Annotated in this window: 13 protein-coding genes; 9 read left to right on the top strand and 4 right to left on the bottom strand. The window is 48.1% G+C overall.

The features are described from left to right. Positions 1–101 precede the first annotated feature (101 nt). Positions 102–950, bottom strand: coding sequence for a mechanosensitive ion channel family protein (locus HUX74_RS01640; protein ID WP_117601494.1), 849 nt, complete (start codon positions 948–950; stop codon positions 102–104). Positions 951–1,387: 437 nt separating this feature from the next. Between HUX74_RS01640 and HUX74_RS01645 the strand changes: the two genes are divergently transcribed. From HUX74_RS01645 to HUX74_RS01655, 3 genes are all read left to right on the top strand, one after another. After that, complete coding sequence (locus tag HUX74_RS01645; protein WP_117966565.1) at positions 1,388–2,074, top strand: energy transducer TonB; 687 nt, start codon at positions 1,388–1,390, stop codon at positions 2,072–2,074. 212 nt (positions 2,075–2,286) lie between these two features. Further along, positions 2,287–2,931, top strand: a complete 645-nt coding sequence (gene pdxH / locus HUX74_RS01650) for a pyridoxamine 5'-phosphate oxidase (RefSeq protein WP_117601492.1) — start codon at positions 2,287–2,289, stop codon at positions 2,929–2,931. A 99-nt stretch (positions 2,932–3,030) separates the two neighbouring features. Further along, entirely contained in the window at positions 3,031–4,074 is a 1,044-nt protein-coding gene (locus tag HUX74_RS01655; protein WP_131226051.1) for a DUF2776 family protein, read from the top strand. On the opposite strand, the gene pgl is transcribed toward HUX74_RS01655, so the two are convergent. From pgl to gnd, 3 genes are read right to left on the bottom strand one after another with little or no spacing between them, the layout of a single operon-like run. Continuing rightward, positions 4,067–4,783 (bottom strand): 6-phosphogluconolactonase, encoded by a 717-nt coding sequence (pgl, locus tag HUX74_RS01660; RefSeq protein WP_117966574.1) that lies wholly within the window; start codon positions 4,781–4,783, stop codon positions 4,067–4,069. The two genes, HUX74_RS01655 and pgl, sit on opposite strands and share 8 nt — an antisense overlap. Next, entirely contained in the window at positions 4,780–6,276 is a 1,497-nt protein-coding gene (zwf, locus tag HUX74_RS01665; protein ID WP_131226439.1) for a glucose-6-phosphate dehydrogenase, read from the bottom strand. The genes pgl and zwf overlap by 4 nt, the downstream gene beginning before the upstream one ends. A 16-nt stretch (positions 6,277–6,292) precedes the next feature. Next, positions 6,293–7,768, bottom strand: coding sequence for a decarboxylating NADP(+)-dependent phosphogluconate dehydrogenase (gene gnd / locus HUX74_RS01670; protein ID WP_131226050.1), 1,476 nt, complete (start codon positions 7,766–7,768; stop codon positions 6,293–6,295). 128 nt (positions 7,769–7,896) lie between these two features. Here gnd and HUX74_RS01675 point away from each other — a divergent pair, with 128 nt between their 5' ends. The 6 genes from HUX74_RS01675 to HUX74_RS01700 all read left to right on the top strand — a co-directional run bounded on the left by HUX74_RS01675 (position 7,897) and on the right by HUX74_RS01700 (position 16,814). Continuing rightward, positions 7,897–9,057, top strand: coding sequence for a dicarboxylate/amino acid:cation symporter (locus tag HUX74_RS01675; protein ID WP_174646086.1), 1,161 nt, complete (start codon positions 7,897–7,899; stop codon positions 9,055–9,057). A gap of 74 nt (positions 9,058–9,131) precedes the next feature. Beyond that, entirely contained in the window at positions 9,132–10,208 is a 1,077-nt protein-coding gene (gmd, locus tag HUX74_RS01680; RefSeq protein ID WP_131226046.1) for a GDP-mannose 4,6-dehydratase, read from the top strand. A 26-nt stretch (positions 10,209–10,234) separates the two neighbouring features. Continuing rightward, positions 10,235–11,311: a GDP-L-fucose synthase gene (locus HUX74_RS01685; protein ID WP_131226044.1), complete on the top strand. Its 1,077-nt coding sequence runs from the start codon at positions 10,235–10,237 to the stop codon at positions 11,309–11,311. Between the two features lie 20 nt (positions 11,312–11,331). After that, positions 11,332–13,746: a TonB-dependent receptor gene (locus tag HUX74_RS01690; protein WP_174646087.1), complete on the top strand. Its 2,415-nt coding sequence runs from the start codon at positions 11,332–11,334 to the stop codon at positions 13,744–13,746. Between the two features lie 101 nt (positions 13,747–13,847). Further along, positions 13,848–15,506, top strand: coding sequence for a long-chain fatty acid--CoA ligase (locus HUX74_RS01695; RefSeq protein ID WP_131226041.1), 1,659 nt, complete (start codon positions 13,848–13,850; stop codon positions 15,504–15,506). A gap of 21 nt (positions 15,507–15,527) precedes the next feature. Beyond that, positions 15,528–16,814, top strand: a complete 1,287-nt coding sequence (locus HUX74_RS01700) for an LA_2272 family surface repeat-containing protein (protein WP_174646088.1) — start codon at positions 15,528–15,530, stop codon at positions 16,812–16,814.

Genomic DNA, 16,814 nt, shown 5'->3' on the forward strand with positions numbered 1-16,814 from the left:
ATGATTTCTTTTTCGGAATTAATGAACAGTATAGCATACTTTTCAGAGCAAACATAAAGCTTCAAATTCTTGATAAATGGAAACTGTTATAGATAATAAGCTCAATCTTTTGCGTGATGTAGAGTGAGCTGCGGGAAGGGAAATCCTATTCCTTCTTCATTAAATGTAGTATAAACTATTTCATTGATATCATACAGCACATTCCAGTAGTCCACACTTTTTACCCAGACACGGACTGTAATATCGATGCTGCTTGCACTCAATGAACCTAAGACAATAAGGGGAGCCGGTGTATCCAATATACGGCTGTCTGCATTGATTATGCGCTGTAAAACGGCTCTGACTCTCTTTACATCCTCACCGTATTCAACACCGAATACCCATTCAACACGACGCTTGTCCTGCTTACTGTAATTAGTGACGGCATTACCACTGAGACTTCCATTAGGTACATAAATCATGCGGTTATCAAGAGTGGAAAGTATAGTGTGAAATATCTGTATTTCCTTTATCGTACCACTTACTCCCGGACCGTCTATGTAGTCACCTACTTTAAACGGTTTGAAAATAAGTATAATCAGTCCACCGGCAAAATTTGAGAGATTACCGGACAGCGCCATACCCACAGCTACACCGGCAGATGCGAGTAACGCCGCAAAACTGGTGGTCTCCACACCGAGTTTGCCGATTATGGCAAAAGCAAGAATCATGTTCAGCAGTATCTTTATCAGACTCTTCAAAAAAGTCTGTACACTGGTTTCAATCTTCCGTTTTTCAAGTATCCTAGCTACTAATGCACTTATCTGTTTGATGATGAAACGCCCGATTACATAGATTAAAATAGCGATTAATATATCCTTACCGGCATCCATACCAAAATCCACCAATTTTTCCAATGCCTGTTCAAGTTTACCTCCAGCGGCAGACGTGTTCAATAAAAACAAAATCATTTCCGTATAAATAAAATAAGATTATAAAATAGGGTTAAATTCAGCGTACAAAGATAGTCAAATTCAAATGGCTATCATATATAATCTATATTTATTGCCAGCATCTGATTCCAACCAACATACTAAAGAATTGATACAAAAGCTATAACCGCATTTCAATACTATAAATACAATTTGTTTTTGTGTGAAGCCTTTCTCCATAAGCGAACATTGGAAGCGCTTTTTTGCACCTCAACACTATTTAATTCATAAGCGGAAAAATTATCAAAGCAAATTTAAAAAACTATATATAACCATATATCAAACAACAACATAACATTCATTTTCTTATCTTTAATGCAGAAACAAGTGGGCACGCATGTTTTATGATTTTACTAATCACATCTGTATAATATTAGTTTCGCGACAACCATTATACAGTAATAATCTTATAAATTATGGAAATCAAGAAAACATCCAAAGCAAGCCTGGAAAACAAGAAGTCAAATTGGCTACTTGTAGGTTATGTAATTGTGCTGGTCTTCATGTTCGTTGCATTTGAATGGTCGAAGCGTGATGTTAGGATTGACATGAGCGGTGCTATTACCGAGAACGTATTTGAGCAGGAAATTGAAATTCCTATCACGGAGCAACCCGAATTAGCAGCTCCGCCACCCCCTCAAGCTCCTGCAATTGCCGAGGTATTGACAATTGTGGATGATAATGACAATGTGAAAGAAACAGCCATTGCCTCTTCCGAAGAAATCGGTGAAGCTGTAATCATCAAACCCATATCTCCAACCGTAGATGAAGAGATTCCGGTAGAGGACGAGATTTTTGAAGTTGTAGAGAAGAATCCTGAGTTTTCTTATAATGGCATGAGTCTGATGCAATATCTGGGTAAGAGCATAAAATACCCGACTATTGCACAAGAAACCGGAACCCAAGGGCGCGTAATAGTACAATTCGTTGTCAACAAAGACGGCAGCATCGTAGATGTAAAAGTAGTAAGAGGCGTAGATCCCTACCTGGATAAAGAAGCTATCCGTGTGATTTCCACCATGCCCAAATGGAAACCCGGTGAGCAACGAGGCAAACCGGTCCGTTGTAAATTCACAGTTCCCGTAATGTTTAAATTACAATAGCAGACATGCCAGTGTCCACTTCCCACTTGTCTCCATAAAGTAATCTCCAATATCCGGCATCCCGATAGCCACCACAATCGGGATGCCATTTTTTTAAGTATCAACACAACCATTTCCTTCTTCCATATTTTCTTTCCGCAGAGAAACAAAAACATTCAGCCCTCTCAGACTGTTACATAGAAAAACATCATTCTTGATAAAACCACACGATAATGAAATCACAACTCTTTGACATCAGAAGAGAATATAAGAAAGGCAGACTGACGCCGGGTAACCTCAACGACAATCCCCTTGAGCAATTCGACCATTGGCTGAACGATGCTATCCATAGTGATGAGTACGAGCCCACCGCCATGACGGTAGCTACAGCCTCGACAGACGGGCATCCCTCTACACGCACAGTGTTGCTGAAAGGGGTGGAAAATGGCCGGTTCATCTTCTTCACCAACTACGAAAGCAGGAAAGGCCGGCAACTGACTGCAAATCCGTATATATCCTTATCTTTCGTATGGCACAAACTGGAAAGGCAAATACACATTGAAGGAAAAGCTGAAAGATGCGCTCCTGCCGATTCTGACACCTATTTTGCAAGCAGACCTTACAAAAGTAAAATCGGGGCGAGGATTTCACCCCAAAGTCACGTCATTGGCAGCCGTATGGAGATAATGCGCGCGTTCGTCCGCGAAGCGGCAACATGGGTAGGGCAAAGTATCAAACGTCCCGACAACTGGGGAGGTTTTGCCGTCACCCCTTTCCGTTTTGAATTCTGGCAAGGACGGGAAAGCAGGCTACACGACCGTTTCCTCTATTCCCAACAAGCGGATGGCAGCTGGAAAAAGGAGAGGCTGGCTCCCTAAATACGGACAGACAAGCACTTCTCATCACAAATAAATCTTAAAAGGAGGAACAAAGCCGCAGAAACGCTGTTTGAAGGGGAAACTCTAAAAACAACAGTTATGAATTACGGTATCAGTATTCTTTTCAGGGCCATACCCTTGTTGATGGCCCTTTTCTGTTTCGGCTACGGAGCCTTTGTGCTCCACGAAGGAGTGGACTCGGCAAAATTTGTGGCCGGTCCGGTAGTATTTTCCTTAGGGATGATTTGCATTACCTTGTTCGCCACAGCGGCAACAATCATTAGACAAATTATTCATACCTACAATCCGATAGTCAGATACGCACTTCCGGTTATCGGTTACCTGGCAGCCGTACTCACAGTAATCTATGGTTGGAATTATATGCACGAAGCTGCCACGGCAAGCAATTTCGTAGCAGGACACGTGATTTGCGGAGTCGGTTTCATCACAGCTTGTGTAGCTACCACAGCCACAGCCTCCACCCGCTTCACCCTCATTCCCGCCAACTCGGAACGTACCGACCAGCTACAACCTGCCGATGCATTCAATTCCTCCCAGGGATATATCCTAATAGCAGTTGCCACCCTTATGGCAGTAATGGCATGGATATGGGCCTTCTGGCTATTGTCAAAAAGCAGCGGGCACAATGCATATTATGTAGCAGGCCATGTCATGGCAGGACTTGCTTGTATCTGTTCCAGCCTGGTGGCGCTGGTTGCAACCATCGTCCGCCAGATACGCAACAACTATACAAAGGCTGAGCGGAAACGGTGGCCGGCCCTTGTTTTGATAATGGGCAGCATCAGCATTCTCTGGGGACTTCTGGTCTTAGCCAACAGCAATCCGGCACTCTCCTCCACAGGATATATTATGATAGGTCTGGGACTGGTATGCTACAGCATTTCCAGCAAAGTCATCCTGCTTGCCGCCATCTGGCGGAACACTTTCAAGCTGGCCAACCGCATCCCGCTGATTCCGGTCTTCACGGCCCTGGCTTGTCTGTTTCTCTCCGCCTTTCTGTTTGAGATGGCAAACCTGCACAATGCCTATTTTGTACCTGCACGTGTACTGGCTGGTTTGGGAGGCATCTGCTTTACATTATTCTCCATCGTAAGCATTCTGGAGAGCGGCACATCTAAGTAAACATTTTCCCGCCATTGGCCTGAGCATCGAGGAACAATTCCACACGCTCGGCATGGTGGGCCACATAAGCTGCCGGACCGGTATCCCCGGAATCAAGAATATCGCGGACCACATCCGCCTTATTCTTGCCGGTAACAAAGAAAATAAGATTCTTCGCAGCAAACAAAAGGCAGCCGGTCATGGCTATGCGTTTCTGCCCATTATAGGGATTGACACTCACCTCATAAGGATGAAAGGAAGAAAGCAGATACTCCTGCCCCGGAAAGATAGAGGAGGTATGCCCGTCGTCTCCAGCACCGAGCAAAACGACATCGAAGGCCGGGAAGCCACCCCAAAGCGGAACCGTGCGGCAAACCAGCGTCGAATAGTTCTTTGCTTCAATCTCCGGGCGGTTCACTCCATAAATAGGGTAAACGTATTCATCGGGCATGCCTACTTCATCCAACAGCAAACGGCGCATGGTACCATAATTGCTCTCATAATCCTCTGCCGGCACACACCGTTCGTCCACCCAATAAATCCGCATCCGCATCCAAGGAGTCACCTCCTTGTATTCGTTAGCCCAAATGTCAAACATCAGCGAAGGAGTACTTCCCCCACTGAATGCAAAATAAAAGGTCTTTTCCGGTTCACGCTCCATCATCGCAATCAAATGTTCAATCAACGCATGCGCCGTAGCTGTAGCCGAATGGTAAACATAACTTTTCATAACTCGCAATATTCATCTGTATTAGTCAAATTCTTACACGGATTGGTCCACTCAGCACCATGTTCGTGCATCATTGCTTCACTTTCCAAAGGTCCCCACGTACCTACGGGATACCCATATAAAGGAGCATCCGTATGCTCTTTCCAATAACGCAACACGGGATCGAAAAAGCGCCATGAAGCCTCTACCGCGTCGCTGCGGGTAAAGAGTGTAGGATCACCTTGTATGCAGTCCTCTATCAGACGGGCATAGGCATCGCCGGTAGGCAACCCGCCCAACTGGTCATAACTGAAGTCCATCATCACCTGCTTCACGTCAAATCCCGGTCCGGGAGTCTTCATGCCGAATTTCAGCACAATGCCTTCATTAGGTTGCAAGCGGAGAATCAGCTTATTCGCGCGGGGACAATGTCCACCCTCGCAACGGAACATCTGATGGGGCGTCTCACGGAAATGTACAACAATCTCAGTCACCTTTGTCGGCATTTGTTTGCCGGTACGGATATAGAAAGGAACACCCTTCCACCGCCAGTTGTTAATACCGATTTTCATGGCAATATACGTTTCGGTACGCGAATCAGGTGCCACGTTCTTCTCTTCCCTATACCCGGCTTTCGAGCCCGAAGCCGTATATTGTCCGCGGACAATGTGTTCCTCCAAATCCTCCTCTTTCAAGGGGGCCAATGACTCATAGACCTTCACCACCTCGTTGCGGAAATTATCGGCATTGAAAACGGCAGGCGGTTCCAATGCAGTGAGCGCCACAAGCTGTATGAGGTGGTTTTGTACCATATCGCGCAGGGCTCCGGCACCTTCATAGAATCCGCCACGTCCTTCGATACCCAGATTCTCTACGGCTGTAATCTCCACATAGTCTATATAATTACGGTTCCATAGCGGTTCGAAGATTCCATTGGCAAAACGGAAAGCGAGAATGTTCTGCGCCGTTTCCTTACCCAGAAAATGGTCGATGCGGTAAATCTGATGCTCCTTGAAAACGGAAGCATAAATGCTATTCAGCTTTCTGGCCGACTCCAAATCGTAACCGAACGGCTTTTCAACGATGATACGCGTATCAGGACGGTTCAGACCGGCCGCCTTCAAGTGCAAGGGAATGACACCGTACAAGGAAGGTGGAGTAGCCAGATAGAACAGCAGGTTGTCCGGTTTCTTCTCACCGGTAAACTCTTGTAAACGTCCGTCCAGCAGATGATAGCCTTCAACCTCGGCAGGGTCCAAAGTCTGGTAATGCAGATGGCTGCAAAAATCCTCCATTTTATCTTCCACCTGCTCTTTGGAAGCTACAAACTTACCCAATTCACCCATTATATATTCTTGGTAACGGGCATCCGTATACTCGGTGCGTCCTATCCCCAGAATGGAGAATCCTTCCGGCAACCGCCCGCCACTATATAAAGTATAGAGCGCCGGCATCAGTTTGCGCTTCGTCAAGTCACCCGAAGCACCGAATATAACAATCACTAATTTCTTCATCATCTTCTCCCCTTTCTCACACATTGTATGTACCCGATTTCGTATCTCCTCCGTGTCCCGTCCAATTTTCATGGAAAAACTGTCCACGCAACTCGTCTGTCCTTTCAAAGGTATGCGCACCAAAATAGTCACGTTGCGCCTGAATCATATTGGCAGGCAACTTGGCAGACACCAGCGAATAGAAATAATTCAAGGCGGACGAGAATGCAGGTACCGGAAGTTCCTCTTTCATGGATTGTGCCACCAGATGTTTCCAGCCGGAAAGCAGCAGCTGCATTTCATTTTTGAAATAAGGTGCCAACAGCAGATGTTTGGGCTTGTCTTTAGCCTCGAAAGCCGTAGCTATGTCGTTCAGGAAAATACTACGGATGATGCAGCCACCCCGCCACATGCGGGCGATGGATGCCAAATCGAGGTTCCAGGCAAAAGCGTCGGATGCACGCTGCAACACAGCGAATCCCTGAGCATATGACACTAATTTGGAAGCATAGAGTGCGGAATAGATATCCTTCACCATCTCCGACTTGTTGTACACTGCCTGCGAGCGTCGGCATACAAATTGCTTGGAAGCCGTTTCACGCAAGCCCTTCTGTGCCGACAAACTACGTTCGAACACAGCCGTAGCAATCAACCCCAGCGGCATGCCCAGCTCCATCGCATTGATAACGGACCACTTGCCCGTACCTTTCTGTCCGGCAGTATCCAATATCTTATCTATCAGGTAACCTTCTGATTTGTCCTTATGACGCAGTATGTTGACGGTAATTTCAATGAGATAGCTACGCAACTTGCCCTCATTCCAATCAGCAAAGATTTCCGCCATCTGTCCATTGTCCAGACCCAGCAGATTCTTCATCACCCAATAAGCTTCGGCAATAAGCTGCATATCTCCATATTCGATACCGTTATGTATCATCTTGACGAAATGACCGGAACCGGCAGGACCAATCCACTGGCAGCACGGAGTACCGTCAGATGCTTTTGCCGCAATACTCTGCAGGATAGGCTTCACCTCAGGCCAGGCACTTTCAGAGCCTCCGGGCATGATAGACGCGCCGTTCAGTGCTCCTTCCTCTCCACCGGAAACTCCGGCTCCCACAAAACGGAAGCCTTTCTTTTCGGCCAATGCCACACGCCGGTTGGTGTCCTCATAATTGGAATTGCCACCGTCAATCAGGATATCCCCTTCGGACAAATGGGGAAACAGCTGTTCCATCAGCTCATCCACCGCACTGCCAGCACGAACCATCATCATTATTTTGCGGGGTATGGCAATGGAAGTTACAAATTCGGCTATATCTGTATAGCCTTCAATTTTTTTCCCTTTGGCGCGGCCGTTCACAAAACGTTCCACCACCCCTTCTTCCACTCCCGGAACCGTACGATTATATACCGAAACATTCCATCCCTTATCTGCCATATTGAGGGCCAAATTCTCGCCCATAACTGCCAGACCGATAAGTCCAATGTCTGTTTTATTTAAATTCTTCATATTCATGTAAATTTTGTCTTTATATGGAAACAAAATGCTAACAGCATTTGTTCGTATGAATTACGAAAATAAAATAGTACTTTTGTCAGCGAAAGCCTATTTTTCAACCAGAAAGAAAACCAATGCTCATGAAGAACTTCCACATCGGATTATTGCCACGCATCATCATTGCCATTATCTTAGGTATACTTTTCGGAAATTTCCTACCGGCTTCGCTGGTACGGCTGTTCGTAACATTCAATGCCATTTTCAGTGAATTCCTGAACTTCTCCATCCCCCTCATCATTGTGGGACTTGTCACGATTGCCATTGCTGACATCGGCAAAGGAGCAGGACGGATGCTGGTCGTTACGGCACTCATTGCTTACGGAGCTACCCTATTCTCCGGCTTTCTCTCCTACTTCACCGGTATGGCGGTATTTCCTTCCCTCATAGAAACCGGGGTACCGTTAGAAAAAGTCAGTGAATCTCAAGGCATTCTTCCCTATTTTTCCGTGGGCATCCCGCCCTTGATGAATGTTATGACCGCACTCGTACTTGCCTTCACACTGGGGCTGGGTCTGGCTCATCTGAAAAGTGAGGTACTGAAAAATGCGGCACGCGATTTTCAAGAGATTGTCATCCGCATGATCAGTGCAGTGATATTGCCGCTGCTTCCCATCTATATTTTCGGCATTTTCCTCAACATGACGCACAGTGGACAAGTATTCGGCATCTTGATGGTCTTTATTAAGATTATCGGTGTAATCTTCCTGCTTCACATCTTTCTCCTGGTATTCCAATACAGCATTGCGGCACTGTTTGTCCGCAAGAACCCTCTCAAACTACTGGGACGGATGATACCTGCCTACTTCACGGCTTTGGGCACTCAATCCAGTGCCGCCACTATCCCCGTAACATTGGAGCAGAGTCGGAAGAACGGCGTCTCTGCCGATATTGCCGGATTCGTCATCCCACTTTGCGCCACCATCCATCTGTCGGGCAGCACATTGAAGATTGTGGCATGCGCCCTGGCACTGATGATAATGCAAGGCATGCCCCATGATTTCCCTCTATTTGCAGGATTCATCTTCATGCTGGGCATCACTATGGTGGCCGCTCCCGGGGTATCGGGAGGCGCCATCATGGCATCACTGGGCATCCTGCAATCCATGCTGGGCTTCGACGAGTCGGCACAAGCGCTGATGATCGCACTATACATAGCGATGGACAGCTTCGGCACTGCCTGCAATGTGACGGGCGACGGGGCAATCGCACTGATTATCGACAAAGTGATGGGAAAGAAATAGTTTATATTTTGCCATCTCGTGGAAAATAACGAATATTGCAGTCCGAAAAGACATAATAACAAAAAGCATACATTATGAAGAAAGCCCTTATCTCCGGCATTACCGGGCAGGACGGCTCGTTCCTTGCCGAATTCCTCCTGCAGAAAGGATATGAAGTGCACGGTATCCTGCGTCGCTCTTCCTCTTTCAACACCGGCCGCATCGAACACCTCTACTTCGATGAGTGGGTACGCGACATGAAACAGAAACGTACCATTAACCTGCACTATGGAGACATGACAGACTCCAGCTCTCTCATCCGTATCATCCAGAGTGTGCAGCCGGACGAAATATATAACCTTGCCGCCCAAAGCCATGTCAAAGTATCCTTCGACGTGCCCGAATATACCGCCGAAACCGATGCCGTAGGCACCCTGCGCATGCTCGAAGCCGTACGCATTCTCGGTATGGAAAAGAAGACACGCATTTACCAGGCCTCCACTTCCGAGCTCTTCGGAAAAGTGCAGGAAGTGCCGCAAAGCGAGACAACCCCGTTCTATCCCCGCAGCCCCTATGGCGTAGCCAAACAGTATGGCTTTTGGATTACAAAGAACTACCGCGAAAGCTATGGCATGTTTGCCGTAAACGGCATACTCTTCAACCACGAGAGCGAACGCCGAGGTGAAACCTTCGTGACAAGAAAAATCACACTGGCGGCCGCCCGCATCGCCCAAGGCTTCCAGGACAAGCTGTATCTGGGCAATCTGAATGCCCGGCGCGACTGGGGATATGCCAAAGACTACATCGAGTGCATGTGGCTCATTCTGCAGCACGACACCCCCGAAGACTTCGTCATTGCCACCGGAGAAATGCATACCGTACGCGAATTTGCGACACTGGCATTCCGGGAGGTAGGCATCACTCTGCGCTGGGAAGGCCAGGGAGTGGATGAGAAGGGTATCGACACACAGACCGGAAAAGTCCTCGTGGAAGTCGACCCCAAATATTTCCGGCCTGCCGAAGTGGAACAATTGCTGGGCGACCCCACCAAAGCAAAAACACTGCTGGGATGGAATCCGAGACAGACCAGTTTTGAAGAGTTGGTACGCATCATGGCAGAGCACGACATGAAATTTGTGAAGAAACTGTATTTAAGAAGCAAAGAGCTTTGAATGAACTATTAAACTTTCAGACAATAATGTTAGACAAAAATGCCAAAATATATGTAGCAGGCCACCGGGGACTGGTAGGTTCTGCCATCTGGAAAAATCTTCAGGAGAAAGGATACACCAATCTCATCGGCAAGACCCACAAAGAACTCGATCTGCTCGACGGAGTTGCTGTACGCCGCTTCTTCGATGAGGAGCAGCCTGAATATGTATTCCTTGCCGCCGCTTTTGTGGGTGGCATTATGGCCAACAGTATCTACCGTGCCGATTTCATCTACAAGAACCTGCAGATACAGCAGAACGTTATCGGCGAAAGCTTCCGCCACGGAGTGAAAAAGCTTCTCTTTCTTGGCAGTACCTGCATCTATCCCCGTGATGCCGAACAACCGATGAAAGAAGATGCACTCCTCACTTCTCCGCTGGAATACACTAACGAGCCCTATGCCATCGCCAAAATAGCCGGATTGAAAATGTGCGAAAGCTTCAATCTTCAATATGGTACGAACTACATTGCCGTGATGCCCACCAACCTTTACGGCCCCAACGACAACTTCGACCTGGAACGCAGCCACGTGCTCCCCGCCATGATACGCAAGATACACCTTGCCCACTGCCTGAAACAAGGCGACTGGAATGCCGTACGCCACGACATGAACCTGCGTCCGGTAGAAGGCATCAACGGCGACAGCAGCAAAGAGGACATTCTGAATATCCTCCGGAAATACGGCATCAGAGAAGAAGAAGTGAGATTATGGGGTACCGGCACCCCCTTGCGCGAATTCCTCTGGAGCGAGGAGATGGCAGATGCCAGCGTCTTCGTCATGGAACACGTCGACTTCAAAGATACCTTCAAGCCGGACGACAAGGAAATCCGCAACTGCCACATCAATATCGGTACGGGCAAGGAAATCACTATCCGCCAGTTGGCAGAACTGATTGTCAACACCGTAGGTTATCAAGGCCGGCTGACCTTCGACACTTCCAAACCCGACGGCACCATGCGCAAACTGACCGATCCCGGCAAGTTACATGCATTGGGATGGCATCATAAGATTGATATCGAGGAAGGTGTGCAACGCATGTACCGATGGTACTTGGGAAAGTAATTAGTGACGTCTGATTAGCCATGAATGTCATGCGGCACAAGGTGGGAGCTGTATTGTTTATATTGCTGATACTTTTATCAGGTATCAGCCCAACCGTACATGCCATGATGGTTCCCGTGACCTATTCCGTTCGCGGCAAAGTCATCGACAGACAGTCCAGACAACCCGTGGCCTACGCCAACGTTTTCGTTGCCGGTATCCCCGGGAAAGGGGCTTCCACCGATTCACTCGGCACATTCAAGATAGAGCAGGTGCCTCCAGGCATTTATAGCCTTGAGGCATCCTGCATAGGATACCAGACTGTTTCCACCCCCGAATATATCGTTTCAGCCTCAACTCCGTTCATTGAGATAGAGATGGAAGAGGATGCCAATCTGCTGAACACAGTAGTGGTGATGCCTTCCCCCTTCCGGCGAAGTATCGAAAGCCCGGTCAGCATGCGTATCATCGGCCTGCAGGAAATAGAGAAAAGTCCCGGAGCCAACCGGGATGTCTCGCGCATCGTACGCTCCTATCCCGGTGTCTCTTTCTCTCCCATCGGCTATCGAAACGACTTGATTGTTCGGGGCGGTTCTCCTTCCGAAAACCGCTTTTATATGGATGGCATCGAAATCCCCAACATCAACCACTTTGCCACTCAAGGTGCATCCGGAGGACCGGTAAGCATTGTCAATGCCGACCTGATACGCGAGATTGCATTTTATACGGGCGCCTTCCCCGCCAACCGCTCCGGAGCCTTGAGTTCCGTCCTCGACTTCCGCCTCAAGGACGGCAATCCGGACAAGCAGGCGTTCAAAGCCACCATCGGTGCATCAGAAGTCTCGCTCAGCGGAGCAGGACACCTGGGACAACGCACCACTTATCTGTTCTCTGCACGCCAGTCCTACCTGCAACTTTTGTTCAAGGCTTTGGGACTGCCCTTCCTGCCCAATTTCATTGACGGACAATTCAAAACAAAAACCCGTTTCAACAAGCACAGCGAGCTGACCCTGCTTGGTCTCGTAGGCATTGACAAGATGAAACTGAATACCGATGAAAAAGGAGAAGATGCCGAATATCTGCTCAGCTATCTCCCCACCATCCATCAGGAAACATTCACTCTCGGAGCCTCTTACAGACACTACAATGGAAGACACGTGCAATCCCTTATACTGAGCCATAACTACCTGAACAACCGCAATCTGAAATACCGCAACAACGATGACTCTTCCGAAGACAACCTGACCCTGCGCCTACGCTCCACAGAGCAAAAGACCACCCTGCGTTTTGAAAACCAGACGCGCTTGGGAGCATGGACCCTAAAAGAAGGAGCAGAACTGAACAACTCCATCTATACAAACCACAGCCGGCAAAGACTATACGGCAGTCATTCGGGTACGCTTTCCATCTACGAAACCTCACTCAACATCTTCGGCTGGGGTGCTTTCTTCTCTTCCGACTATACCACCGCCGACAAGCGTCTCGCCCTTTCCGCCGGTATCCGTATGGACGGCAACACTTACAACCGAAAGATGCGGCAGCTATGGAAACAGTTCTCCCCACGCCTCTCTGCATCCTACAAACTCTCGGAACAATGGACCCTGAGCGGAAGTACCGGCCTCTACCACCAATTGCCTCCCTACACCGCTTTGGGATATAAAGACAATGAAGAGCAATATCTCAACAAAGGCCTGAAGTACATGCAGGTCTTTGAAAGTAGCCTCGGTCTGGACTGGCACCTGCAAGACCGGTTCATGGTTTCTGCAGAAGGTTTCTTCAAGCGTTACAGCCGTATGCCACTTTCCCTTCAAGACAACATTCCGTTGGCATGCAAAGGAAACGATTACGGTGTCACCGGCAATGAAGCACTCGTCCCTACAGCCAGCGGCAGGGCCTACGGACTGGAAACCATGTTCCGCTGGCAGGCATCCGGCAAGTTCAATCTCGTATCCTCCTTCACCTTATACCGCAGCGAATACCGCAACCGTTCAAATGAAGACTTCATTCCATCTGCCTGGGACAACCGTTTCATACTCAACATGAGCGGTACATACAACCTGCCCCGGCGCTGGAGCATAGGAGGCAAGCTAAGCTATATAGGCGGCAGCCCCTACACTCCCTATGATGAAGACAAATCATCACTCGTAGAAGCATGGGATGCCAAAGGACAGCCCTACTACGACTATGCGTACTATAATACCGGGCGGCTGCCCAACTTTGCCCAGTTAGACTTGCGTGTGGACAAGTCCTTCTACTTCCATCACTGCATGATAGGAATCTACCTGGACATACAGAATATCACCGGCAACAAACTGAAACAGCCGGATGTGATAATGAGTACGGGCATCATCGAAAATCCGTCCGCTCCTGTTGCCGAACAGCGCTATAAAATGAAATACCTCAAGCAGGAAAGCGGCACTATCCTGCCTACTTTAGGTATAACTGTCGAGTTTTAGCAAATAGCCGCCATAAAAACTATTTTCCTTATAAAAGTTTGCTTTCTATATATAAACCCTTATATTTGCACAATTTTCAATCAAATGTGCAATTAAATATCATGGAACAAAGTTTTATCGCCTATATAGAGAATAGCATAAAGGAAAATTGGGATTTAGACGCTCTGACCGACTACAAGGGAGCAACCCTACAATATAAGGACGTAGCCCGCAAAATAGAAAAGTTGCATATCATTTTCGAGGCAAGCGGCATCAAGAAAGGCGATAAGATTGCCGTCTGTGGCCGCAACAGTTCCCACTGGGGCGTAACATTCCTCGCGACATTGACCTACGGTGCGGTAATCGTCCCCATCCTTCACGAGTTCAAGGCAGACAATGTACACAACATCGTGAACCATTCCGAAGCCAAACTGCTTTTCGTAGGCGACCAGGTTTGGGAAAACCTCAACGAAAGTGCCATGCCGCTGCTGGAGGGCATCATGATGATGGCAGACTTCTACATTCTTGTCTCCCGCAGCGAAAAGTTGGACTATGCCCGCGAACATCTCAACGAAATGTTCGGTAAGAAATACCCCAAGAACTTCCGCAAGGAACATGTCAGTTATCACAAAGACCAGCCCGACGAACTGGCGGTCATCAACTATACATCCGGCACCACCAGTTACTCCAAAGGAGTGATGCTGCCCTACCGCAGCCTTTGGTCAAACACCACTTTTGCTTTCGAAGTATTGCCGCTGAAAGCCGGTGACAAGATTGTCTCCATGCTGCCAATGGCACATATGTACGGACTTGCATTCGAGTTTCTGTATGAATTCGCCGTAGGTTGCCACATATTCTTCCTCACTCGCATGCCCAGCCCCAAAATCATTTTCCAGGCTTTCACCGAAGTGAAGCCTAACCTGATTGTGGCTGTTCCGCTCATTATCGAAAAGATTATAAAGAAGAGCGTACTGCCCAAGCTGGAAACTCCCGCCATGAAGCTGTTGCTGAAAGTACCCATCATTAACGACAAGATAAAAGCGACCGTACGCGACCAGATGATTCAAGCCTTTGGCGGAAACTTTACAGAAATCATTGTAGGAGGAGCTGCCTTCAACCAGGAAGTGGAGCAGTTCTTAAAGATGATAGATTTCCCCTATACGGTAGGCTATGGAATGACGGAATGCGGCCCCATCATCTGTTACGAGGATTGGACCCGCTTCAAACCCGGTTCTTGCGGAAAGGCCGCACCGCGTATGGAGGTGAAAATCCTATCATCCGATCCCGAAAACATTCCGGGAGAGATTGTCTGCCGTGGTCCCAATATCATGCTGGGTTACTACAAGAACGATGAAGCCACCGTGCAGGTACTCGACAAAGACGGCTGGCTGCACACCGGAGACCTTGCCCTGATGGATGCCGAAGGCAACGTTAGCATCAAGGGACGCAGCAAGAACATGCTACTCGGCCCGAGCGGTCAGAATATCTACCCGGAAGAGATAGAAGACAAACTGAACAATATGCCGTACGTAGCCGAAAGCATCATCGTGCAGCAGAACGAGAAACTGGTAGGTCTGGTTTATCCCGACTTCGATGATGCCTTTGCCCATGGGCTGAACAATGACGACATCGAACGCGTCATGGAGGAAAACCGTGTGGCACTGAATGCAGAACTGCCCGCATACAGCCAGATATTCAAAATGAAAATCTATCCTGAAGAATTTGAAAAAACGCCGAAGAAATCTATCAAGCGCTTCTTGTATCAGGAGGCCAAAGGATAAAGCCAATAGGGTTCAACCAATATGAAACAACTCCTTTTATTCTTCTTTACATCCCTGCTCATTGCAGGGACAACTCTTGCCCAAGAACATAATCCGGGCAGCGTACAGCCGGACACGATTCAGAAATCCTCCGAAAATACTTTCCGGAAACAACACTCTCCACGAACAGACCATGGCCCGGTAGGTATCAATATCTCCTTATGGAAAAACATCTCCACACAGCGGACTGACACCGTAGGAAGCACCTGCTTCAATCTGGGTGTGTTCTCCTCCATGAACCGTCTGAATGGTCTCGGCATGAATATTCTTGGCAGTGTAACCGGCAGGGATGTGAACGGTGTACAGATGGCAGGTCTGTCAAATATGGTGGGGGGAAGCATGCGAGGCGTGCAGATAGCAGGAATTACCAACATCAATGGTAACAACCTTATCGGAGTATCCGTTTCGGGACTGGTAGGTATCAACGGAAATCATGCGCAAGGCATCATTATTTCCGGTCTGGCAAACATCAGTGGAGACTATAATCGTGGCGCTTCCATAGGCGGCTTGTTGAATATCAGCGGAGAAGGTGCTTCCGGCATACACTTTGCCGGACTCGCCAATATTTCCGGTGGAAATTTCAAAGGTTTTTCAGGAGCCGGCCTGCTAAGCGTAATCGGTGAAGACTTGAATGGCATGCAGATGTCCGCCCTTGCCAACATCACTGCCGGAGATATGACCGGTGTTCAGGTTTCCGGCCTGGGCAATGTGGTGGGTGGTACAGCCCGAGGATTACAAATAGGTGCTGCCAATATGGCTATACGCGCCAAAGGGCTTCAAATAGGTCTATTCAACTACTACAAAGAAAAATTAGACGGTTTCCAGTTGGGATTAGTCAATGCCAATCCCCAAACAAAAGTTCAACTGATGTTTTTCGGTAGTAATGCCACCAAGCTGAATGTAGGTGCCCGTTTCAAGAACCGGTTCTTCTATACCATCCTCGGTGGCGGTACCCATTATCTGGATTTTGGCGATAAGTTTTCCGCTGCCCTCTTCTACCGTGCCGGTCTTGAATTACCACTCTACAAACAGCTGTTTATCAGCGGAGATCTGGGATACCAACATATAGAAACCTTCAAGAACAAGGACTACGGCATTCCGGCACGTCTCTATGCCCTCCAGGCACGTGTCAATCTGGAATACCACCTGACCGAGCGCTTTGGCATATTCCTCACCGGCGGTTATGGCGGCAGCCGCTACTACACCCAAGGGAAAACCTATGACAAAGGCATCATTGTAGAGGGCGGAGTGACGATACTGAAATTATAA

It is taken from the genome of Bacteroides sp. Marseille-P8574 (genome assembly GCF_902825465.1).
Lineage (GTDB): Bacteria > Bacteroidota > Bacteroidia > Bacteroidales > Bacteroidaceae > Bacteroides > Bacteroides uniformis.